Origin of the sequence: Nocardia arthritidis NBRC 100137, assembly GCF_001612765.1 — a bacterium.
In the GTDB taxonomy this organism is placed as follows: Bacteria; Actinomycetota; Actinomycetes; order Mycobacteriales; family Mycobacteriaceae; genus Nocardia; species Nocardia arthritidis.
On record NZ_BDBB01000019.1, the window covers coordinates 1 to 22,244 of the forward strand.

General features: G+C 69.1%; 26 protein-coding genes and 1 pseudogene. 17 read left to right on the forward strand and 10 right to left on the reverse strand.

Features of this window, described 5'->3' with window-relative positions; all coding sequences use genetic code 11:
- From NA8_RS15415 to NA8_RS15440, 7 genes and pseudogenes are all read left to right on the forward strand, one after another.
- Positions 1–651, forward strand: a pseudogene (locus tag NA8_RS15415) (lytic transglycosylase); the annotation flags it as partial.
- A gap of 113 nt (positions 652–764) precedes the next feature.
- Positions 765–1,628 carry a lytic transglycosylase domain-containing protein gene (locus NA8_RS15420; RefSeq protein ID WP_063051086.1) on the forward strand — a complete coding sequence of 288 codons (864 nt, stop codon included), beginning with the start codon at positions 765–767 and terminating at the stop codon, positions 1,626–1,628.
- Between the two features lie 19 nt (positions 1,629–1,647).
- Entirely contained in the window at positions 1,648–2,784 is a 1,137-nt protein-coding gene (locus NA8_RS15425) for an Mrp/NBP35 family ATP-binding protein (protein WP_063051087.1), read from the forward strand.
- A gap of 51 nt (positions 2,785–2,835) precedes the next feature.
- The gene (locus NA8_RS15430; protein WP_040869480.1) at positions 2,836–3,156 is read left to right on the forward strand and encodes a DivIVA domain-containing protein; all 321 of its coding nucleotides are present in this window, start codon (positions 2,836–2,838) and stop codon (positions 3,154–3,156) included.
- Positions 3,153–3,746, forward strand: coding sequence for a DNA-3-methyladenine glycosylase I (locus NA8_RS15435; protein ID WP_084466841.1), 594 nt, complete (start codon positions 3,153–3,155; stop codon positions 3,744–3,746). The genes NA8_RS15430 and NA8_RS15435 overlap by 4 nt, the downstream gene beginning before the upstream one ends.
- Positions 3,747–3,887: 141 nt before the next feature.
- On the forward strand, positions 3,888–4,055 hold the full coding sequence (locus NA8_RS32865) for a DUF3117 domain-containing protein (protein ID WP_011211259.1): 168 nt from the start codon (positions 3,888–3,890) through the stop codon (positions 4,053–4,055).
- On the forward strand, positions 4,056–4,931 hold the full coding sequence (locus tag NA8_RS15440) for a putative RNA methyltransferase (RefSeq protein WP_063051089.1): 876 nt from the start codon (positions 4,056–4,058) through the stop codon (positions 4,929–4,931).
- Between the two features lie 9 nt (positions 4,932–4,940).
- Here NA8_RS15440 and glgA read toward each other — a convergent pair whose 3' ends face one another.
- On the reverse strand, positions 4,941–6,095 hold the full coding sequence (glgA, locus tag NA8_RS15445) for a glycogen synthase (RefSeq protein ID WP_063051208.1): 1,155 nt from the start codon (positions 6,093–6,095) through the stop codon (positions 4,941–4,943).
- Positions 6,096–6,232: 137 nt separating this feature from the next.
- Here glgA and glgC point away from each other — a divergent pair, with 137 nt between their 5' ends.
- Positions 6,233–7,447: a glucose-1-phosphate adenylyltransferase gene (gene glgC, locus NA8_RS15450; protein WP_063051090.1), complete on the forward strand. Its 1,215-nt coding sequence runs from the start codon at positions 6,233–6,235 to the stop codon at positions 7,445–7,447.
- Between the two features lie 15 nt (positions 7,448–7,462).
- Here the strand turns inward: glgC and NA8_RS15455 are convergent, their stop codons facing one another.
- The 3 genes from NA8_RS15455 to NA8_RS15465 all read right to left on the reverse strand — a co-directional run bounded on the left by NA8_RS15455 (position 7,463) and on the right by NA8_RS15465 (position 8,870).
- Entirely contained in the window at positions 7,463–7,693 is a 231-nt protein-coding gene (locus tag NA8_RS15455) for a hypothetical protein (RefSeq protein ID WP_063051091.1), read from the reverse strand.
- A gap of 235 nt (positions 7,694–7,928) precedes the next feature.
- Positions 7,929–8,162 (reverse strand): hypothetical protein, encoded by a 234-nt coding sequence (locus tag NA8_RS15460; RefSeq protein WP_157106721.1) that lies wholly within the window; start codon positions 8,160–8,162, stop codon positions 7,929–7,931.
- 75 nt (positions 8,163–8,237) lie between these two features.
- Complete coding sequence (locus NA8_RS15465; RefSeq protein WP_373283906.1) at positions 8,238–8,870, reverse strand: O-methyltransferase; 633 nt, start codon at positions 8,868–8,870, stop codon at positions 8,238–8,240.
- A 277-nt stretch (positions 8,871–9,147) separates the two neighbouring features.
- Here NA8_RS15465 and sigE point away from each other — a divergent pair, with 277 nt between their 5' ends.
- The 9 genes from sigE (at position 9,148) to NA8_RS15510 (ending at position 16,169) form a co-directional block, all read left to right on the forward strand.
- The gene (gene sigE, locus NA8_RS15470; RefSeq protein WP_063051093.1) at positions 9,148–9,807 is read left to right on the forward strand and encodes an RNA polymerase sigma factor SigE; all 660 of its coding nucleotides are present in this window, start codon (positions 9,148–9,150) and stop codon (positions 9,805–9,807) included.
- 61 nt (positions 9,808–9,868) lie between these two features.
- Positions 9,869–10,261 carry a hypothetical protein gene (locus tag NA8_RS15475; RefSeq protein ID WP_063051094.1) on the forward strand — a complete coding sequence of 131 codons (393 nt, stop codon included), beginning with the start codon at positions 9,869–9,871 and terminating at the stop codon, positions 10,259–10,261.
- A gap of 10 nt (positions 10,262–10,271) precedes the next feature.
- Positions 10,272–11,810: a S1C family serine protease gene (locus NA8_RS15480; protein ID WP_063051095.1), complete on the forward strand. Its 1,539-nt coding sequence runs from the start codon at positions 10,272–10,274 to the stop codon at positions 11,808–11,810.
- A gap of 33 nt (positions 11,811–11,843) precedes the next feature.
- Positions 11,844–12,260 (forward strand): Sec-independent protein translocase protein TatB, encoded by a 417-nt coding sequence (gene tatB, locus NA8_RS15485; RefSeq protein WP_040869494.1) that lies wholly within the window; start codon positions 11,844–11,846, stop codon positions 12,258–12,260.
- 52 nt (positions 12,261–12,312) lie between these two features.
- Positions 12,313–13,170: a hypothetical protein gene (locus tag NA8_RS15490; protein WP_063051096.1), complete on the forward strand. Its 858-nt coding sequence runs from the start codon at positions 12,313–12,315 to the stop codon at positions 13,168–13,170.
- A gap of 362 nt (positions 13,171–13,532) precedes the next feature.
- Positions 13,533–14,081 (forward strand): hypothetical protein, encoded by a 549-nt coding sequence (locus NA8_RS15495; RefSeq protein ID WP_157106722.1) that lies wholly within the window; start codon positions 13,533–13,535, stop codon positions 14,079–14,081.
- A gap of 21 nt (positions 14,082–14,102) precedes the next feature.
- The gene (locus tag NA8_RS15500) at positions 14,103–14,438 is read left to right on the forward strand and encodes a hypothetical protein (RefSeq protein WP_063051098.1); all 336 of its coding nucleotides are present in this window, start codon (positions 14,103–14,105) and stop codon (positions 14,436–14,438) included.
- Positions 14,439–14,531: 93 nt separating this feature from the next.
- The gene (locus NA8_RS15505) at positions 14,532–15,608 is read left to right on the forward strand and encodes an XdhC family protein (RefSeq protein ID WP_063051099.1); all 1,077 of its coding nucleotides are present in this window, start codon (positions 14,532–14,534) and stop codon (positions 15,606–15,608) included.
- A gap of 225 nt (positions 15,609–15,833) precedes the next feature.
- Positions 15,834–16,169, forward strand: a complete 336-nt coding sequence (locus NA8_RS15510; RefSeq protein ID WP_063051100.1) for a hypothetical protein — start codon at positions 15,834–15,836, stop codon at positions 16,167–16,169.
- 31 nt (positions 16,170–16,200) lie between these two features.
- On the opposite strand, the gene NA8_RS15515 is transcribed toward NA8_RS15510, so the two are convergent.
- The 6 genes from NA8_RS15515 to NA8_RS15540 form a co-directional block, all read right to left on the reverse strand.
- A complete protein-coding gene (locus tag NA8_RS15515) occupies positions 16,201–17,139 on the reverse strand; it encodes a glucosyl-3-phosphoglycerate synthase (protein ID WP_063051101.1) in 939 nt (312 codons plus the stop codon).
- Entirely contained in the window at positions 17,136–18,020 is an 885-nt protein-coding gene (gene folP / locus NA8_RS15520) for a dihydropteroate synthase (protein WP_063051102.1), read from the reverse strand. The genes NA8_RS15515 and folP overlap by 4 nt, the downstream gene beginning before the upstream one ends.
- Before the next feature lie 58 nt (positions 18,021–18,078).
- Positions 18,079–19,848, reverse strand: coding sequence for a long-chain-acyl-CoA synthetase (locus NA8_RS15525; protein WP_084466826.1), 1,770 nt, complete (start codon positions 19,846–19,848; stop codon positions 18,079–18,081).
- A gap of 14 nt (positions 19,849–19,862) precedes the next feature.
- A complete protein-coding gene (locus tag NA8_RS15530) occupies positions 19,863–20,423 on the reverse strand; it encodes an LOG family protein (protein WP_063051103.1) in 561 nt (186 codons plus the stop codon).
- Positions 20,417–21,226 (reverse strand): LOG family protein, encoded by an 810-nt coding sequence (locus NA8_RS15535; protein ID WP_063051210.1) that lies wholly within the window; start codon positions 21,224–21,226, stop codon positions 20,417–20,419. Before NA8_RS15535 ends, NA8_RS15530 begins: the two co-directional genes overlap by 7 nt.
- A 149-nt stretch (positions 21,227–21,375) precedes the next feature.
- Positions 21,376–22,155, reverse strand: a complete 780-nt coding sequence (locus tag NA8_RS15540) for an enoyl-CoA hydratase-related protein (RefSeq protein WP_063051104.1) — start codon at positions 22,153–22,155, stop codon at positions 21,376–21,378.
- Positions 22,156–22,244: the final 89 nt, after the last annotated feature.

Here is a 22,244-nt window from a genome sequence, read left to right on the forward strand (position 1 = left end):
TTGTCGCCCGGTTCGGAGATGTCCGCGGTGCGCACGACCACCCCGACCGCCGATCCGGCCGAACAGGCGCGGGCGGCGGGCCAAGCGCCCGCCCCGCGGCCGCGACAGCAGCCGACCCAGGTGATGATCACGATCCCGGGTCTGCCACCCATTCCCTGCGGGATTCTCTGCCCGCCGCCACCGCCGGCGAATCCGTGTGCGGGACAATCGGTGCCCGCCCCGATGCCGTTCCCGGACCTACCCGGGACCGCACGCGTACCGCTCGCACCGCAGCAGCCCTACGGCGGCGCGGCGGCCGCACCCCGTGACCCAACCCCCGCGGGCCCGGCCGATCCCGCCGCGGCGGCCAGGCCCGCCGATGCCGGAGCCCCCGGACAGCCCGGCACCCCGGACCAGGCAGCCGCCGGATGCGTTCAGCCCGATGCCACCCTGGCCGCCACCGAATCCGCGCCCATCCCCGGTGAGCTGCCCGTCCCCGACAACGCACCGCGCAACGACACCGAACCCGCTACCACCACCCCGCCCGCCCCGGAGCCCGGAGCCGAACCGGCGCCCAGCGTCGAATCCGCACCTACGCCGCCGCCTGGAATCACCCTGCCGTTCGGCATCGTCATACCCCTGCCCGCGCCGCCGGCCGCACCCCCGCAGTGATTCAAACTCCGTATCAGATCACGAAGCAGTAACAAAAAGATCTCGGATGCGGTAGCCTCTCCCTCGGTCCGTAACAAAGGGCTCACTGCGAGTCATGGGAGGGTCACCACACCGTGGGGCGTCATCGAAAACAACCGCCTGTCACCGTCAGACGCAGTTCCGTCATCGCGTTGACCGGATTGGTTCCCGCTGGGCTCGTCTCCGTCACCGCCGCCTCCGAGGTCGGCGACGCCGTACCGCTCGCGGCCGCGGTTCAGACGCCGGATGATCAGAACGTGCAGGGCGCCCGGCCGCAGGCGGCCGTCGAGCCGGTCGCCGGGTCCGAGTTCCTCGCTCACGCGATGGCCAAGGCCGCGCCCACCACGCACCCTGTCGTGAAAACCGTTGCGCTGCCGAGTGGGCGGCAGCCCGCCGCGATGCCCGCCGGGCCGCTGGGCGTTCCCGGCGTGGCCGTCGCGGCCTATCAGAACGCGGAACGAGTGCTGGCCGCCGAGAACCCGGTGTGCGGCATGCCATGGTCGCTGCTGGCCGGCATCGGCCGGGTCGAGTCCACACACGCCTTCGGCGGTAAGGCCGATGCCGACGGCAACCCGCTCAGCCCCGTCTACGGCCCCGTGCTGGACGGCTCGCTCACCGGTAATCACGTGGTCCGCGACTCCGATGACGGCGCACTGGACGGTCTGGACGGTTACGACCGCGCAATCGGTCCGATGCAGTTCCTGCCCGACACCTGGAAGCGTTACGCGGCCGACGGCAACGGCGACGGCATCGCCGATCCGCAGAATCTGTTCGACGCCGCCCTGACCGCCGGAAAGTACCTGTGCGAAGGCGGCCTGAACATGCGTGACCTGGCACAACAGTCCAAAGCGATCCTGCGCTACAACCACTCCATGGCCTACGTCGCGAACGTCATGGCCTGGGAGACCTCCTACGGCACGGGGGTCGCACCCCGGCCCGCGGATCTGCCGAAAATTTGACACGCCTAAAATTACTGCCATGCCAGTAGTTACGGAATCGGACGTGCGGGGTGCCCTCGCGAAGGTCGACGACCCGGAGATCCGCAAGCCGATCACCGAACTGGGCATGGTGAAAAGCGTCGTCATCGGCGCCGGCAGCGATGTCCACGTGGAGATCTACCTGACGACGGCGGGCTGCCCCCTGCGTACGGAGATCCAGCAGCGGGTCACCAAGGCGATCGCCGACGTGCCCGGTGTGGGCGCAATCTCCGTCGATCTCGACGTAATGGACGACGAGCAACGCACCGCGCTGCGCAAGCAGTTGCGCGGCGACTCGGCCGATCCGGTCATCCCGTTCGCCCAGCCCGGGTCGCTGACCCGCGTCTACGCGGTCGCCTCCGGGAAAGGCGGCGTCGGCAAGTCCAGTGTCACGGTGAACCTGGCCGCCGCCATGGCCGCGCGCGGACTGTCGGTCGGCGTGCTTGACGCGGACATCTACGGTCATTCCATCCCGCGGATGCTCGGCACCGATGCCAGGCCCACCCAGGTCGAGCGGATGATCATGCCGCCGGTCGCGCACGACGTGAAAATGATCTCGATCGCCCAGTTCACTCAGGGCAACACGCCCGTGGTGTGGCGCGGCCCGATGCTGCACCGGGCGTTGCAGCAGTTCCTCGCCGACGTGTTCTGGGGTGACCTCGACATCCTGCTGCTCGACCTGCCGCCCGGCACCGGCGACGTCGCCATCTCCATCGCGCAGCTGATCCCGGGAGCCGAGATCCTGGTCGTCACCACCCCGCAGCCGGCCGCCGCCGAGGTGGCCGAGCGGGCGGGCGCGATCGCGCTGCAAACTCGCCAGCGCATCGCGGGCGTGGTGGAGAACATGTCCTGGCTGGACCTGCCGGACGGCACCCGGATGGACCTGTACGGCTCCGGCGGCGGCCAGGCCGTCGCCGACCGGCTCACCCGCGCCGTGGGTGCGACCGTGCCGCTGCTCGGTCAGATCCCCATCGAACAGGCGCTGCGCGAAGCGGGCGACGAAGGCACCCCCATCGTGCTGCGCGACCCGGAGAACCCCGCCGCCAAGGCTCTGCTGGAGGTGGCGGACAAACTCGCCGTCCGCCGCCGCGGCCTCGCGGGCATGTCCCTCGGCATCGACACCACCCGGCATCTGTAGCGAGCACTACGCGCGAGACCACCTGTCGGTGCGCCCTAATAAGCTCACCTCATGCTCACCATGCTGTTGTACGTGCTGATCGTCGGCTTGGTCGCCGCGGTGCTGTTCTTACTGGCCAGTGCGGTGTTCGGGCGGTCGGAGGAGCTGGGGCCGCTGCCGGAGGGGACGACGGCCACCGTGCTGCCGGTGGAAGGGATCACCGGGGCGGACGTGCGCGCGTTGCGCTTCCAGCAGGTGGTGCGCGGCTACAAAGCCGGGGAGGTGGATTGGGCGCTGACCCGGCTGGCCGCGCGGATCGATGAACTCCAGCACCAGTTGGCCGAAGCGCAGGCCGCGCGGTGGCAGACGCCGATCGCGCCGGAGTCGAAGTGAGCGCCCCGGCCGACGACGGGCTGGTTCGCTGTGCCTGGCCGCTGGAGTCGCAACTCTATCGGGACTATCACGACCACGAGTGGGGCAAGCCCCTGCACGGCGACGACGCCTTGTTCGAGCGGCTCTGCCTGGAGGCGTTTCAATCCGGCCTGTCCTGGCTGACCATCCTGCGCAAACGCCCGGCCTTTCGTGCGGCGTTCGCCGGGTTCGCCATCGAGCGCGTCGCGGAGTTCGGCGACGGCGACGTCGCCCGGCTGATGGCCGACGCGGGCATCGTCCGCAACCGCAGCAAGATCGACGCGGCCATCGCCAACGCCCGGGTTGCCCGCGACCTCGACGTCGGCCTGGACGAGTTGCTCTGGTCGTTCGCCCCACCGCCGCGCCCACGCCCCCGCTCCGGCGCCGACGTGCCCGCGACCACACCCGAATCCATCGCGCTGGCAAAAGAATTGAAACGGCGCGGATTCCGGTTCGTCGGACCCACCACGGCGTACGCCCTGATGCAGGCGACGGGGATGGTGGATGACCACCTGGCCGATTGCTGGGTGGGCAACGACCGGCCCGGCACGGGCCGACCGGTCACTTTTTGAACTCAGCTATCCGTCCACATCCGCGATAGGGAAGAATGGGACGGGTGTAGCTCGCCAAACGCCGGCGAGCTCACTGGTTGGTGACAACTGGAGTTCCAAGAAAGTGCGCAGCAGACCGCGCAGATCTGGAGGGAGCAGAGGATGGCGGCCATGAAGCCCCGCACCGGGGACGGTCCCCTCGAGGCAACCAAAGAAGGGCGTGGAATCGTCATGCGGGTTCCACTCGAGGGTGGCGGGCGTCTGGTCGTCGAACTCACGCCGGACGAGGCAGCGGCGCTCGGTGACGAACTGAAGAGCGTCACGAGCTGAGTGGGCCCGGCTGAGCACACGGCCCTCGCCGACGCGGCCGGCGTCCTGGCCTGCCCGGAATGTATTCGGGCGCACCAGGACGCCGCGCCGCTCGCGTTCGAACCGCGGGATCGAGCACTGCGCTGCGGTCGCGGCCACAGCTTCGACGTCGCCAGACAGGGCTACGTCAGTCTGCTGACCGGTGCGTCGACCAAGATGACCGGGGACACCGCGGCGATGCTCGACGCTCGTGCCGCTTTCCAGAGCGGAGGACACTTCGCGCCGATCGCCGACGCGGTGACGCACGCCGTCACGACGCGCCGGACGGACGGCCCGGTGCTGGAGATCGGCGCGGGCACCGGCTACTACCTCGCCCGGGCGCTCGACGCCGCTCCCCCGGCCGTCGGTATCGGACTGGACGTGGCCAAACCCGCCGTCCGCCGCTGCGCCCGCGCCCACCCACGCGCCGCGGCGGTGCTGGCCGACGCCTGGCGCGGGTTGCCGATCCGCGACGGCGCGCTGGCCTGCGTACTCTCCGTCTTCGCCCCGCGCAATCCCGGCGAAATCGCCCGGGTGCTCGCCGAGGACGGCTGCTTCGTCGTCGCCACACCCACCGAACGCCACCTTCGCGAGCTGATCGAGCCACTGGACATGGTCCGGGTCGACCCCGACAAGGACCGCAGGCTCGACGCTGCCATGGCGGGGCATTTCGAACCGGTCGACCGGACGCTGGTGGAGTACCCGATGACGCTCACCAGAGCCGATGTCTCGCACGTGGTGGGCATGGGTCCATCCGCGCACCACGGGGCCGCCGAAGCGGCGGATCCGGTGCGGTTGCCGGAGTCCGTCGAGGTGACCGCCTCGGTCGTGGTGGGCGCCTACCGCCCGGCGGCCTGATCGCCCGGCTCAGCCTTTCCTGATCTCGTCGTAGACCGCCACCGTGCGCGCGGCGATGCGCGACCAGTCGAATTCGGAGATCGCACGCTCCCGGCCCGCGGCCCCGAGCCGGGCGGCCAGCTCTCGATCACCGGCCACCTCGTTCACGGCGGCGGCGAGCCCGTGCTCGTAATCCCCGGCCGCACCCGCGTCGTAGTGCACCAGCCGTCCGTTGCGGCTGTCGACCACCTCGGGGATGCCGCCGACATCCGAGGCGACCACTGCGGTCGCGCAGGCCATCGCCTCGAGGTTGACGATGCCGAGCGGCTCGTACACCGACGGGCACACGAACAGCGACGCGGCAGCGAGAATCTGCCGGATCCGCTCTGTCGGCAACATCTCGCGAACCCAGAACACGTCGCCGCGGCGCTGCCGCAGCTCGTGCACCGCCGCGGTGACCTCCTGCGCCAGCTCGGGCGTGTCCGGCGCGCCCGCGCACAGCACGAGCTGGATGTCGGGATCGAAGTCGCGGGCGGCGGCAAGCAGGTGGCCGACACCCTTCTGGCGCGTGATGCGGCCGACGAAGGCGACGATGGGCAGGTCGGTTCGCACGCCGAGTTCGGCTAGCACCGACGGCTGGTCCCCGGTCGCCGGACCTGGATGCCAGACGGTCCCGTCGATGCCGTTGTGCACCACGTGGACCCGGTCCGGGTCGACGGCGGGATAGGCGTCGAGCACGTCGCGGCGCATCCCCTCGCTCACCGCGATGACGGCGTCGGCGTGCTCGACGGCGTTGCGCTCCGACCAGGAGGACAGCCGGTAGCCGCCGCCGAGCTGCTCGGCCTTCCACGGCCTGCGCGGCTCCAGCGAATGCGCGGTCAGCACGTGCGGGACCCCGTAGAGGGTCGCGGCCAGATGCCCGGCCAAGCCGCTGTACCAGGTGTGCGAATGCACCACGTCCACCTCGCCCACGGCGTCGGCCATTCGTAGCTGGGCGGACATCATCCGCAGCGCGGCGTTGGCGGCGTGTAGCGACGGATCCGGTTCATGGACCACGGCATCCGGGCGCTCGACGCCCATACAGTGCACGGTCACCTCGCACAGGTGACGCAAATGCGCCGTCAGCTGGGTGACGTGCACCCCCGCCCCGCCGTACACCTCGGGTGGATACTCGCGGGTCAGCATCGCGACGCGAAGCCGGTCCCGCTCGCCGGAATCCACCGCCGAGCGTCCGCCCTCCGTGCCGAAACTCACCGGTCCAAAGTAGACGTTCGGGTCGGCGGCGGCCACTCACGAACGTTCCACCGGGTAGTTTGGCAGGTGTGAGGAGCCAGCCGCACGTACTCGGGATCGTGCTCGCCGGTGGCGAGGGCAAGCGACTCTTTCCACTCACGGCCGACCGCGCCAAGCCCGCTGTCCCGTTCGGCGGCGCCTACCGCCTCATCGACTTCGTCCTCAGCAATCTGGTCAACGCGGGTTTCCTGCGGCTGTGCGTACTCACCCAATACAAGTCGCACTCGCTCGACCGGCACATCTCGCAGACCTGGCGGCTGTCCGGTTTCGCCGGCGAGTACATCACCCCGGTGCCCGCGCAGCAGCGGCTCGGGCCACGCTGGTACACCGGCAGCGCGGACGCGATCCTGCAGTCGCTGAACCTGATCTACGACGAGGACCCGGAGTACATAGCGGTTTTCGGCGCCGATCACGTCTACCGCATGGACCCGGAGCAGATGGTGCGCCACCACATCGATTCCGGCGCGGGCGTGACCGTGGCGGGTATCCGGGTGCCGCGCAGCGAGGCGAGCGCGTTCGGCTGCATCGACAGTGACGACGCCGGCCGCATCACGCAATTCCTGGAGAAACCCGCGCATCCGCCCGGCACCCCGGACGATCCGAACGTCACGTTCGCGTCCATGGGCAACTACGTCTTCACCACCAAGGTGCTGGTCGACTCGATCCGGGCGGACGCGGACAACGCGGACTCCGACCACGACATGGGCGGCGACATCATTCCGGCCCTCGTCGCGGCCGGACAGGCGAGCGTCTACGACTTCGCCGACAACGAAGTGCCCGGCGCCACCGACCGTGACCGCGGCTACTGGCGCGATGTCGGCACCATCGACGCGTTCTACGACGCGCACATGGACCTGGTCTCGGTGCATCCGGTGTTCAACCTCTACAACCGCCACTGGCCCATCCGCGGGGCGGCCGAGAACCTGCCGCCGGCCAAGTTCGCCCAGGGCGGGCTGGCGCAGGAATGCATCGTGGGCGCGGGCAGCATCCTGTCCGCCGCCACCGTCCGCAACTCGGTGCTCAGCGCCAATGTCATGGTCGACGACGGCGCCACCGTCGAAGGGTGTGTGCTCATGCCCGGCGTGCGGATCGGACGCGGTGCGGTGGTACGGCACGCCATTCTGGACAAGAACGTGGTCGTCGGCGAAGGCGAGATCATCGGAGTGGACCTGGCCCGCGATCGCGGCCGTTTCGCTGTGAGCAACGGCGGGGTCGTCACAGTCGGCAAAGGCGTCTGGGTGTAGCCGCGGCGAGCGATCCTAGGGTCCGCCCGGCTCGGGCGCCCGCGGGCCGAGGCAGAATGGCGCGCACGGCCCCGGTGTGCGCGGCACGGTGGAATTCGAGGCGTCACCGAAATCGGCGGTGCTCACCAAATAGACCATCAGCACGGCGAACAAGAGCACCGCGCCGAAAGCGATCATGGTCCGGCCCCAATGGATCGATTTGGGACGACGCTCGTCTTCGTCCCAGAGGAACATCATCATCACCACGTCGCACCTCTTCCGGATCCGTTCGGAACCTGACCTCCACCAGTATCGGTCGGGCATCGGCGTCGCGCTGCGGCTTGCGCCGAACCGTGGCTGTAAGGTCGCTTTTTCGCGAACCCCGCCGACTACCTGTGGGTGGCGCGGTCGCCAGGAGAAGAGGGCGCGGTCGCCCGAAGTTCCGGAAAAACTTCGGCGGCAGGCCTATTCGGCCGGAGCGAGAACCGCCGTCAACGGGGTATTACTGGGCGGGCGGGGTGACGTTCTGGGTGCAGAACGGCTCGCAGGGTCCCGGGGGCGGAGTGGTTTTCTCGGGGCCGGTGTCGAAATCGGTGTTGCTCACCACGACCATCACGAGCACTGCCCCCAGAATCACGAACAGCAGGGCCAACAGGGTGGGCCGCAGCCAACTCGTTCGCCGTTCGGTCACGACATCCCCCATGACCGCTACTTCGATCGGATTTAGTTCACGCATAACTGTTTTCCTCACTGAGTTCTTTCTCAGCGCATACCCCGGATTCCCGGATGGAATCAGACCGCGCGCGAATCACTAACCCCGTGAGGCACAGAGCAATCCGTCTCCGACCGGAATCAGTACACAGGTGAGTTCCGGGTTCTCCGCGATGGCGCGGGTGGCGGCGCGCACCGCCTGGGTGGCCGGATCCCGTTGCGCCGGATCGGGTACGCGCCCGCCCAGCAGCGCGTTGTGCAGCAGAATGGCGCCGCCCTCGCGCAGCAGACGCACCGCTTGGGCGACGTACTCCGGGTGCTCGAGCGGCGCCGCGTCGATGAAGACCAGGTCGTAGGCGCCGTCGGCCAGCCGGGGCAGCACATCCAGCGCCCGTCCGTTGATCAGCCGGGTGCGCGCCGGGGGGATGTCGGCGGCGCGGAACGCCTCCTTGGCCGCGCGCTGATGTTCCGGCTCCGAATCGATGGTGGTCAGCGTGCCGTCCTCGCGCATGCCGTCGAGCAGCCACAGCCCGCTGATGCCCGCGCCGGTACCGACCTCGACCACCGCGCGCGCTCCGAGCAGTTGCGCGTACATGCTCAGCAGCGCCCCCACCGAGGGCGGCACGGGGACAGCGCCGAGTTCGGTGGCCCGTTCGCGCGCGCTGATGAGGATTTCGTCCTCTACGACGGATTCCTCCACGTAGGCGAGATTCCGCTCCAGATTCGATGCCACGGGTATGAGGCTAACGCCGGGCGGGTGATCTCGGCGTTCCGGACAACACGCGCCGCCCGCCATTTCCGCCGCCGGTTTTCTCAGGTGACCCTCAGGATCTCCATATCCCGGCCATATCAGGACCAGAAAGAGTATGAGCAACCGACCGTGTATTAACACGGGACGCGGGAACAACGACATACCGGTTGTCTGTTGTATCCGTACGCGACGGTCCGAAGACCCGGACCGGAGCAAGTCCCCACGTTTGCGGTCCCTAGTAGGAGGTAGCCCCATCCACATGGTCGATGCGGCGCGCGAATACGCCACCCTGCCCGAGCAGATCCTGCCGGCCGAAGCCGACTCCGTCGAGGACGCGGTCGAGCTGAGCGGGACTGCTGCCTTCGATGCGACCGGTGACCGGTCGGCGATGCCGACGTGGGACGAACTGGTCCGGGAGCACGCCGACCGGGTCTACCGGTTGGCCTATCGCCTCTCCGGCGACGCACAGGACGCGGAGGACCTCACCCAGGAGACGTTCATAAGGGTGTTCCGTTCACTGTCGAACTACCAACCGGGCACCTTCGAGGGGTGGCTACACCGCATCACCACCAACCTGTTCCTGGACATGGTGCGCCGCCGCAACCGGATCAGGATGGAAGCGCTGCCCGAGGACTACGACCGGGTGCCCGCCGAGGGCCCGGGGCCGGAGCAGGCGTATCACGACGCCCGGCTGGACCCCGACCTGCAATCGGCCCTGGATTCGCTCGCGCCGGAGTTCCGCGCGGCCGTGGTGCTGTGTGACATCGAGGGGCTGTCCTACGAGGAGATCGGCGCTACGCTCGGCGTGAAACTGGGCACTGTGCGCAGTCGGATACACCGTGGACGTCAAGCCCTGCGCGACTACCTTGCGCATAATGGAAGTGAGCAGCGGTTCGCCGCTGAAGCGAACATAGGGTGATTCGTCGGACGCCGGCATCGCCCGAACGTCGGTCGATGTCGGTTGAAAGGGTGAGCACCGAATGAGTGGCGACTCGAGCACGTCCGGTCCGCCCCGTTTCCGCCCCACCGAGCATCTGGCGAGTGAGGCGATCGCGGCGTACGTGGACGGTGAGCTACGGATGAACGCCTACCTGCGTGCCGCTCAACACCTCTCGCTGTGTCCCGAGTGCGCGGCGGAGGTCGATGCCCAGCAGCAGGCGCGCATCGCGTTGCGACATGCGGGTCAGGTCGCGATTCCGACCGGCTTGCACGACAGCTTGACCAGGATTCCGCTCGCGGAGTTGCCGGGCGGCGCGTCCAGCGGCCGGGCGCCCTCTTCGGCTTCCGGCCAGTCCGGGCGTAACGACGCGGTTTTCGGCTTTCTGACCGATTCGTTCACCGCGACCCGGTGGACTACGTGGTGGCGCAAGTAGAGTTTCCCGAGTGACCACCGAATCGACGAATTCCGGATCGGCCGACACCTCGGATTCGGCGGCCGACCGCGGGAATCTCCGTCCGCCGGACGCCCCCGTTCTCGGTCCGCGCCCGGTCTACCGGCCCCATGTCGACACGCATACCGCGCGTGCCTTCCGCAGGCCGTCCGGCCTGTCCGGTTCGTTCGCCGAGCCCTTGCCGCTCCGCAAGACTGGTTCGGCGCCGCAATCCGGTCCCGAACTGCAGAACCGTCCGCCCGACGCGGTGCTGGCCGAGGCGTTCGGGCGCCCGGAGGGCTCCACCGAGATCCTGCAGCGCGACCCCGACGCGGCCGATGGCCCGTCGGCCGTGGCCGGACCGGCCGATCCGTGGCGTGATCCCGAAGCGGTCGCGCGCCTGGGCGCCCCCGCGGTACCCACCCCCAAGCCGCAGACGCTGCCGCAGGCGGAGAAGCTCGGCGCCCGCGAAGTGCTGTTCGGCTCCCGGGTCGCGCCCAAGGCGCTGGCCCTGCTCGCGCTCGTCGCGGTCGTCATCGGCCTGCTCGGCGGGCTGGTCGGACGACTGACCGCGGAAACCGCCTCGACGCTCACCTCGCGGAAGGTCACCCTCGAACAGACCGGTGACGGCACCCGCCCGCACGGCATGATCGCCCAGGTGGCCAACGCCGTGCTGCCCTCGGTCGTCTCCATCCGGGTGACCGTCGGCGACAACGGCGCCACCGGCTCCGGCGTGGTGATCGACGGCGGCGGCTACGTGGTCACCAACAACCACGTCATCTCGATGGCCGCACAGGACAAGTCCAACCGGTCCGCGATCCAGGTGCAGTTCTCCGACGGCACCCGGGTGCCCGCCCAGATCGTCGGCCGCGACCCGAAGACCGACCTGGCCGTGCTGAAGGTCGATGTGAAGAATCTCACCGTCGCTCAGCTCGGCAAGTCCGGCAACGTCCAAGTCGGTGACGATGTGCTGGCCATCGGTTCGCCGCTCGGCCTGAGCAAGACGGTGACCTCCGGCATCGTCAGCGCCCTGCACCGCCCGGTGAAGCTGGAGGGCGAGGGCAGCGACACGAAGGCCGTGATCGACGCCGTGCAGACCGACGCGTCGATCAACCCGGGTAACTCCGGCGGCGCGCTGGTGGACATGGACGGCCGGGTAGTCGGCATCAACACCGCCATCCGCAGCGAGACCGGCGGCTCGGTCGGCCTCGGCTTCGCCATCCCGGTGGACAAGGTGATCGAGGTCGCCCAGACCTTGATCCGCGACGGCGTCGTGCACCATCCGACGATCGGCCTCAGCGCGCGCACCAAGCAGGTGGCCAACGAAGTCATGAGCGGCGCGGCGGTGGCGGACGTGGTGGCCGGCGGTCCCGCGGCGAAGGCCGGGATCGTGGAGGGTGACGTGATCGTGAAGGTCGGCGATCGAGAGGTCACCGGTCCGGACGAACTGGTCGTCGCGGTGCAGTCGCGCAACATCGGCGAAACGGTGAACGTGCAGTTGATCCGCGATGGCAGGCAGGTGGACGTGCCGGTGACGCTGGAATCCGACTGACCCGCCTGCCGGATCGCCGGGTAGCCTGGTTACGTGTTCAGCAACATCGGCTGGAGCGAGATGGTCATCCTCCTCGTCGCCGCCCTCGTCATCCTCGGCCCGGAGCGCTTGCCCGGTGCCGTGCGCTGGACCACGCGCAGCCTGCGGCAGGTGCGCGATTACGCGAGCGGCGCCACTTCGCAATTGCGACAGGAACTCGGGCCGGAGTTCGACGATCTGCGCAAGCCGCTGGCCGACCTGAACGAACTGCGCGGTATGACTCCGCGGGCGATGGTGACCAAACACCTTCTCAACGGCGACGATTCGCTGTTCAAGGATTTCGACAGCGCGCTGCCCGATCCGAAGGACCTGTACAGCACGAACAGCGGGATGCCGGACTACCCGATGCCCAAGTTGGCTAAGCCGTTGGAGCGCAACGAACGTCCTCCGATCGACACCGACGCCACCTGATTCGTCAAGCAGACTAGACGCATTGAGCTGTTCAGCTGTCTAGACTTCGCACATGGCGGCCGATGACGTGGCGCGCGTGTTCGCGATCGAGGACAAGGTCGAGCGACTGAAAGCGGCCACCGACGGGGTGGCGGCAGCCCAGCAGACCATCAACGAACTGACCAGGATTCGGCGTGCCGTGATCCGGGAGCTTCATGCCGAAGGTTGGACGTTCGCCAGAATCGGTGCGGCAGCGGGTCTTTCCCGGGCCCGCATCCACCAGGTGAGTACACAGGGGCCCGCGCCGGAAGGACTGTTCTTCGGGCACGGTTCGCTCACCGTGCTCGTCCCCGAGGTGCGCGCCGGGCGGGTGATCGGTGCTCCCGATCCCGCCGCATCGCAGCGATTGGCCGAGCTCCTGCGCGAACTCGGCTTCAGCGTAGCGGTCGAGCATTTCCTACCCGGCCGCCCGATCGACCTGCGGCGTGACGGCCTGATCGTGCTGGGCGGTCCGGAACTGTCGCCGAGTTTGCGCCAGTTGGTGGCCGCCGATCCCCGCTTGCGCCGCGCGGTGGCGAGAGTGGGTGACGCGCGCCGGGGAATCGAGGACCGGGCGGCCCGGCGGGTGTACCGGCCGGGCGGACCGGAACCGCACGACATCGCCTACCTCGGCAGACTCCCCAGGCCCGACGGGCGGGGCAGTGTATTGATGATCGACGGCATGCACCCGCCCGGCTCGCTCGGCGCGATCCGGTTGCTCGCCACCCGGCTGGCCACACTGCACGAACGAGCGAGCAATCACCTGTTCTCGGTGCTGATCGCCTGTCGCTTCGACCGTGCCACGGGCGAACCACTGGAGGCCGACCTGCTCACGCCGGTCTACCGCCACGACCCCGAAAACAGATCGCCCGCAACGGGTGTTCGCCGCTGACTCGCATACCTCGCTCGACCTCCGTTGCCGGAGAACGGCGTCGGACCCGCCCCTACCGACGGGCGTGATCCCCGCGTCGGCCCCACGCGCGCAATGATATTCAGCAAATATGTGGACACCATGAGCAAGCTAATCCCCGACCGGAAATCCGGACGGTAGAGGTCGAGCGGGCGCTCCAACTTTCCGCGACCCATTCCGCCGATCACCTGGTTTCGAAGGCTCAGAAGAGTCCACGCGGGCCGCGATTCTTTCGTGTGGCCCAGGTCACCAGCCCTCGTCCGAGCGAGTTCATACAGGGATGATTGAATAGCTGGACGATAACCGCATGTGATAGGTGAACTCTGATGCGTGATCGAAAGCCGATGTCTGCGAGTTCCGTGACCCTCCTCTCCGTGCTGCGGCGCCCGCGGCACGGCAGCGCGGCCCCCGCCCGGATCGGCGATCCGGCGGTGACCACCCACCGGGTGACCTACAGCGAGCGGTTGCGAGTCTTCCTCCGCCCGGATGAGCCCATCGACAGCTTTCTTCGCCCGCTGGACAGGCTGGACGGCTTCCACCGCTACTCGGTGAACATGACCCGGCTCGCCGAGCCGATGCGGCCCGCGGACATCGACCCGGCGATCAGTTCCGCTCCCGGGCGGGAGTACCTGCAATGCATCGGCTCGGCGGACGCGCTCACCCTCGAGGTGCGCACCACCGTCGAGGGTGAGCCGCACCGCTTCACCGTGGGCTTGCCCGGTCAACGGCTCGGACCGCCCCGGGTGGACGTGCCGGTGCCGGCCTGCGTGCCCACGCCGCGGGTCTATCCGGACGAGTTGTTCACCGCCGAGCAGGCGGCCGAGATCTTCACGGCGTACTTCGAGACCGGCGCCGTCCCGTCCCAGCTACAGCTCCGCGAAACGGACGCCTGAGGTGTCCGGCAAGGAGGAATCGTGAATCCGTTACTGCTGATCGGCGGCGCCGTCCTGGCGGTGGGCCTGCTCGGCCTGGTCCTCAGTGTCCTGCTGCGGCCCGCGGGGGCGAAGGCTCACGTGACCGTCGCCGACCTTCAGGCCCGGCTGGCGAACGAGTCGGCCACCGCGCCCGAAGCGGACGGCCCGGTGGGCGCGGACCCGCGAGCCGATCGGCCCGACGCCGAGCGCGCGGAACGAGAGCGGCCCCGCACCGGCGACGATGCCCGAAACGGGGCCGCGGATCAGGAAGAGGACCGACCCGAAGCACGCGCGGACCAGGTGCTGTTACCGCATCGTCGCCGCCGCGACGGATAGTTCTTCGGTAACTAGGCTTACAGTACGGCGGATATTCGCCGACTGTCACGGGCCCGATGCGCTGGACCCGCTCGCCGAAAGGACCGGATTCCGGTGCGCGCGATACTCGGGCAACTGCTCACCCTGCTGCCCCTCGGGCCGGTCGCGCTGGCCCGCGTGGTGGACACGACCGGCGCCGGGCCTCGCGAACTCGGAGCGGCGATGATCGTCACCGGCTCCGGCGACGTACACGGCTCGCTGTCCGGTGGCTGCGTCGAGGCGGCCGTCGTCGCGTCGGCGCAGGAGGTCCTGAGCAGCGGCCATGCGGTGACCGACCGGTTCGGCTATGCCGACTCCGACGGACCGTCGGTGGGCCTGAGCTGCGGCGGAGAGATCGAGGTGTTCGTCGAGCGCGTCTCACCCGAACGACTCCCGCTGCTCACCGCGCTACGGCAGCGGATCGAGGACGGCTCCCCCGTCGCCGTGGCGACCACCATGGACGCCGTACCGGAATGGAAGCTGCTGACGATCGCCGCTACCGAACCGTGGCACGGCCTCGACCGTGACGCGCGGGCGCTGCTGGCCGCGGGCCGCTGCGGGGTGGTGGGCGCCGACGAGTGCGCGGCACTCGGCGCACCACGACCTCGGACGTTCGTCCAGGTCTTCGCGGCCCCGGCGCGGATGATCCTGGCGGGCGCCAACGACTTCGTGCGCGCGCTCAGCCGCACCGGCCGTCAACTGGGCTATCGGGTGACAGTGGTGGACGCCCGCGAGACCTTCGCCACCACCGCCCGGTTTCCCGCTGCCCACGAGGTCGTCGTGGATTGGCCGCACCGCTATCTGGGCGAGGAACAGGAGGCGGGGCGGATCGACCAGCGCACCGTGGTCTGCGTACTCACCCACGACGCAAAATTCGATGTGCCGATGCTGGTGACGGCGCTGTCGTGTCCGCACATCGGGTTCGTCGGCGCCCTCGGATCCCGCCGCACGCATGCCGAGCGCGTCGAGCGCCTGCGGGCCGCCGGCGTCGCCGACGACCAGCTCGGCCGGCTGCGCAGTCCGGTCGGGCTCGACCTCGGCGCGCGAACACCGGACGAGACGGCCATCTCGATCGCCGCCCAGATCCTGGCCGAACGCGGCGGGGCTTCCGCTCTGCCGCTGGACCGCATCGACGGGCCCATCCACCGCTGATTGCTCAAAGTTGCCTACAGGGCGATTGGACAACTGGTCAGCGGGCATACCCGGCCATAAATCGGCACATTACCTCGGTTGCGCGTCCCATTTCACTCTTGCACGGCGCGCCACATCGGCTCACACTGAATTCGCTGAAAGTTAACTATCAACAGGTGACGGTGCGTTCGCGCTTCGGCCCCGCCACGCTCTGCCCGGCCCGCCCCACCGAGAGGAGAAAGCGCCGTGACCGCCACCCAGATCGCCGTCCTCTGCTCGCTCGCCGGCGCCGCCGGCCTGGTCGCCACCATCGGATTGATGTACGGACCGGCGACCCGGCGACGCCGGGTCGGCGTCGCCCAGCACGTGATCGCGGAGCAGCTGCCCGCGCGTCCGCTACCGACCTGCCCGATCGGCAGGCCGCAGAAGATGCCCGTCGAGCCGTTGACCGTGGCGGAGGCACACGAACTCATGCAACGCCACCGGATCTGTGAACCGGCCGAGTGCGTTTACAAGCTCGCGGCCTTCCGCACCCTGATCGAGGCGGGATACATGCGGGACCCACACGCCGAAGGGGCCTGACCGCCTCCCGGCGCCGCGACGGTGGAGCGGTTCAGGCCGCCGCCCACGCGGGCCGCAGGGTGTTCATCGGCGGGCGGTCCATCAGGGACACCTCGGTGCGGTGCGCCGTGAACTCGTCGCCGATCAGCGGGAACTGGGTCAGCGCCGCACCGGAGTCCTGGATGCCGCTGCGCCCCAGCACGGTGCCGAGAATCTGACGGCTCATCACCCCCAGGTCGGCCAGCGGCCGGTTGCGGTGCGTGCGCACGCCCAAATTGACCTGACCGATCGCGGACATGCCGAGCCGGTCGTAGGTATCCAGCAGCAACCCGATCTCGACGCCGTAGCCCGGCGCGAACGGCACCGAGGTGAGCAGCTCGCGGGTGCCCGCGTATTCACCGCCCAGCGGCTGCAACACCTGCGAGAGTTCCGGGCGCAACGCGGCCAGCAGGGGCCGGGCGACCAGTTCGGTGACACGGCCACCGCCGGCCGCGTCCACCGCGCCGCCTTGCCGCAGCGGCCTGCGGTAGTAAGCCTTGGCCAGATGCATGTCGCCGACCGTGAGCAACGGACCGAGCAACTTCGGGACGAAGGCGGGATCCGGGTCGATCAGGTCGGAGTCGACGAAGGCGATCAGATCACCGCTGGTCACCGCCAGGGAGCGCCACAGCACCTCCCCCTTGCCCGGGACCGGCTCGAGTTCCGGCACCGCCTGTTCACGGCTGATCACCTCGGCGCCCGCCGCACGGGCGCGCTCCGCGGTGGCGTCGGTCGACCCGGAGTCCAGCACGATCAGCTCGTCGACCAGCGTGCCGAGCAGCGGCCGGATGCTGGCCACCACGCCGGCCACGGTCCGTTCTTCGTTCAGTGCGGGCAGCACCACCGACACGGTGCGCCCGGCTTTGGCGCGGACGAGCTCGTCCACTCGCCAGTTCGGGGTGTCCCAGGTATTGGTCGTCGCCCAGGCGGGCTCACGGTGTTGAAATGTCATGCCAGACCTCGCAAGGTTCGTGCGGGGGGCCGGATGCCCTGGATCGCGGCGATCATGTCCACGACTCGCCGGGTCGCGGCGACTTCGTGAACACGGAAGACTCGGGCGCCGGCCGCCGCCGACCATGCTGTTGCCGCCAATGTGCCCTCCAGCCGTTCGGAAAGACCGACACCTAAAGTCTCCCCGATGAAATCCTTGTTGCTCAGCGCCATCAAGACTGGCCATCCGGTTTTTACAAGAACGTCGACTCGGCGCAACAGTTCGAGCCCGTGATAGGTGTTCTTGCCGAAATCGTGCGTCGGATCGATCAGAATCGAATCCCGGCGTACCCCGGCCGCGAGCGCGTTCTCCGCGGCGCGCACCACGGTTTCGGTGACCTCACCCACCACGTCGGCGTAGCGGACCCGGTGCGGCCGGGTGCGCGGCACCGCGCCGCCGGTGTGACTGCACACCACACCGGCGCCGTGCGCGGCGGCCACCGGAACGAGATCGGGATCGGCGCCCGCCCAGGTGTCGTTGATCAGATCCGCCCCCTCGCCGACCGCCGCCAGCGCCACCTCGGCACGCCAGGTGTCGACGCTGATCAGTAGCTGCGGGTACTTCGCGCGAATGGCCGCGACGAACGGCACCACTCGGCGCGTCTCCTCGGCCGCGTCCACCGAATCGCCCGGACCCGCCTTCACCCCGCCGATGTCGACGAGGTCGGCGCCCTCGTCCACCGCGCGCGCCACGGCCTGGATCGCCGCCGCGTCGGTGAACGTGGCGCCGCGGTCGTAGAACGAGTCCGGCGTGCGATTCACGATCGCCATCACCAGCGCTCGATCCGTCGCCACCGGCCTGCCGCACAGCGTGGGAAGCGGCGCCGCGGTCGAGCTGAACATGTCAACGACTGTAGCCAGTCCGTCACTCCGGGTCTTCAGGCCGTGCTGATCTTGCCCGTCAGCTCTTGGGCGCACGTCCCGCCGCTACCTCGGCGGCATAGTCGTCGTAGGCGGGGACGTAGCCCTCGGCGCGGCCCGCGAGGACGTACAGCGTGCTGTCGGGATCCGGGGTGTATCCCTGCTTGCGCAGTTCGACCTTGCGGCTTTTGAACGTGGAGGTCTGCTCCAGTTCGTGGACGATCCGAATGAACAGCGGCACGGCATACCCCGGCAACTGCTGGTAGACCAGCTTCGCCACCGCCGCCCCGTCGAATTCCGCGCCGGAACGCAGCGTCACCGCGGCCATGCCCGCCTTGCCGTCCGTCCCGGGGATGTCCACGCCGTAGACCACCGCTTGCGCGATCGGCTCCGCCTTGCTCAGCGCGCCCTCCACCTCGGTGGTCGCCACGTTCTCGCCCTTCCAGCGGAACGTGTCACCGAGCCGGTCGACGAACGCGATGTGATGCCAGCCCTGCTCCCGGACCAGATCGCCGGTGTCGAACCAGACGTCCCCGGACTGGAAGCCGTCGCGCACCAACTTGGCCTCGGTGGCGTCCTTGTCGGTGTAACCGTCGAACGGCGAGCGGTCGGTCACCTTGGCCAGCAGCAGCCCGACCGCGCCGACGCCGACCCGGCGCAAACGGCCCTTGTTGTCCCGCTTCGCTTTTCCGGTTTCCTCGTCGTACTCCACGACGGCATACGGCAGCGGCCCGAAGCCTGCCGTGCGATCCACGCCGAAGGCGTTGACGAACGCGATGTTCGCCTCGCTCGCGCCGTAGAACTCCACGATCCGCTCGATGCCGAACCGCGATTTGAACTCGTCCCACAGTTCCGGGCGCAGCCCGTTGCCGACGGCGAGCCGGACCAGGTGCTGCCGATCGGTCGGCTTGGCGGGCTGGTTGACCAGGTAGCGGCACAGCTCGCCGATGTAGATGAATGCCGTGGCCTGCTCACGGATGACCTCGTCCCAGAATCGGGACGCGGAGAAACCACGGCCGAGCGCGAGTGTGCCGCCGGAGGCCAGCACCGCGGACAACGCGACGGTGAGCGCGTTGTTGTGGTACAGGGGCAGGCAGCAGTACAGGGTGTCGTTGCCGCGCAGGCGGATTCCCAGACCGCCCAGGCCTGCCATGCTCTTGGTCCAGCGCAGATGGGTCATCACGCTGGCCTTCGGCAGTCCGGTGGTGCCGGAGGTGAAGATGAGGAACGCCCGCTCGCGCGCGGTGACCTCCGCGCAGCTCGGTGGATCGGCGTCGTCGGCGTCGCGGGCCGCCTCGTGGAGGTCGTCGGCCGCGAGGACGCGGGTGGGCGGCTCGGGCAGCGAGTCGATCGCGTCGGCGCATTCCGCGCCCACCACGTTCAGCACGCTGTCGAGCAGGCCGAAGCTGTGCGCCAGCACGTTGTCGCGCTGATGGTGGTTGAGCAGCCCCACGGTGGCCCCGAGCTTGACCGTGGCCAGCACGACGAACAGTGTCTCCGGCCGGTTGGTCATCAGCACGCCGACCACGTCGCCGCGCCGCACCCCCCGGGCCGCGAGCACGCTCGCATACCGGTTCACCTGTGCGTTGGCCTGACCGTAGGTGAAGGTCGCCCCCTCGAACCGCAGGAACAACCGATCCGGATGCCGGTGGGCGTTGCGCTGGAAATACAGCCCCACCGAGGACTTGGAATCCGCCGTCACCAGCATGCTCAGCGCGTTGCGGAGCATGCCCGGCGCGTCCAGGGCCATCCCGGGGAGATTGCGGGCGAGGTCGAACAAACTCACTGTCGAGCGGGCGTCGGTGCTCACGTCTTCAGCTCTCCTCACTGGATGCGCGCTGCCTCCAGTGCCGCGAACGCGGACGGGAGATCGGTCACCACGGTAATCCGGTCCAATGCCGTCTGGGGCACGAACTTCCGCTCGTACAACTCGTCCAGCCAGGAAAACAACCCGCGGAAGAAGCCATTGGGATCCACCACAACAATGGGCTTCTCGTGCTGTCCCAGATACCCGCCGGTCCAGGCCTCGAAGAACTCCTCCAGCGTGCCGATGCCACCGGGCAGGGTGAGGAAGGCGTCGGCGCGGTCCTCCATCACCTGCTTGCGCTGGCGCATGGTGTCGGTGACCACCAGCTCGTCGGCGTCGACGTCGGCGACCTCCCGGTGCACCAGGTGTTTCGGGATCACGCCGATGGTGTTCGCGCCGCCCGCGCGCGCCGCGGTGGCGACCGCGCCCATCATGGAGACGTGCCCGCCGCCGGACACCAGTTGCCAACCGCGCCGGGCGATCTCGGTGCCGACCCGGGCGGCCAGCGAGAGGTGGTCCTGGTCGGTGGTGCTCGCCGAGCAGTAGACACAGACGGCGAAAGGCCGATCGCTCACCACTGATCCTCCGTCCCGATCGCGTCCTCGGCGCCACCCGCCTCCGCGGCGGCCTGGATGATGTGCACGACCTCCTCGACGCTGTCGGTCACGTGCAGCAGACCGAGGTCGCCGGGGGAGATCTTGCCCGAACCGCCGAGCGAATCGCGCAGCCAATCGACCAGCCCCGCCCAGTACCTGGTGCCGAACAGGATGATGGGAAACCGGGTGATCTTGTGCGTCTGCACCAGCGTCAGCGCCTCGAACAACTCGTCGAGCGTGCCGAACCCGCCGGGCAGGCAGATGAACGCCTGCGAGTACTTCACGAACATCGTCTTGCGGACGAAGAAGTACCGGAAATTGATGCCCAGGTCGACCCAGTCGTTGAGGCTCTGCTCGAACGGCAGCTCGATGCCGAGGCCGATCGAGTAGCCGCCCGCCTCGCAGGCGCCCTGGTTCGCCGCCTCCATCGCGCCGGGGCCGCCGCCGGTGATCACCGCGAAACCGGCCCGCGCCAGCGCGGCGCCGATGGCCCGCCCGGCCTGGTATTCCGGGTGGTCGACGGACGTGCGCGCGGAACCGAAGACGGTCACCGCCCGCGGCACCTCGGCGAGCGCGCCGAAGCCCTCGACGAACTCGGCTTGGATGCGCAGCACGCGCCATGGATCGGTGTGTACCCAGTCCGTGTCGCCACGCCTGTCCAACAGGTGCCGGTCGGCGGTGCCCACGCCGTCTGCCCGCTCGCGGCGAAACATGATCGGGCCGCGGAATTTCGGTGTCGACTTGGGTTTGGGGGCGACCTCACGGTCCGCGGCGTCGGTGGACATGCGTTCCACGCTACCGCCCGGCAAGGCGGACCCAGGGGCTGGACGGGAGAAGTCGTCCGGCGTTCCGAGTTACTCTCCGTCCGGTCTCGGTGGGTACGTGATGACGGCGGCGCTCGCGATTTCGACCCCGGGGAAAGGGCTCGGCCGCGCTAATCGGGCCAGGCGGGCGGGCGCTTCGCCAGGAAGGCCGCCATTCCCTCGCGGGCGCCGGGAAGTTGAGCGGCGGCGGCCATGACTTCCAGGGCGAGGGCGTAGGCGTCTGCTTCGGGACGGTCGAGTTGGCTGTAGAGAGTGCGTTTGCCGAGCGCCTTGCTGGCCCGGCTGCCACGGGTAGCGCGGGCGAGCAACGCGCCCACGGCAGTGTCCAGCTCGGCGTCCGGCACCGCTCGGTTGATCAGGCCCCACTGTTCGGCGGTGCGGGCATCGATCGGGTCGCCCGTGAGGGCCATTTCCATCAGGCGTTTACGTCCGACGGCGCGGGCCACCGGCACCGCGGGGGTGTGGCAGAACCAGCCACCCTTGCCACCGGGGAGCGCGAACCCGGCGGATTCGGCGGCGACGGCCAGATCGCAGGAGGCCACCAGCTGGCAGCCTGCGGCCGTGGCCAGACCGTGCACCCGGGCGATCACCACCTGCGGCACCGACTGGATGGTCGACATGAGCTCAGTGCAAAGCGTGAGCAGTTCCCGCACGCCGAGCAAGTCGCGCGCGGCGACGTCGGCGAAATCGTGGCCCGCGCAGAACACCGGGCCGCGCGCCGCGAGCACTATCCCTGCGGCGTCGGTCGCCCCGGCGGCCCGGAACGAGGCGAGCAGTTCGGCCAGATGCTCACCCGACAGCGCATTGCGCCGCTCCGGCCGATTCATGGTGATGCGCACCGTGTCGCCCTTCCGCGCGACCAGCAGATGCCGATACTCCAAGGCGGTCATATCTCCACCGTAGATCTCTAGGAGCAACGACACGACAGGTCCGAAAACCCGATTCGGAGGACTACCGCGCCGCGCCGAATGCGGCGAGA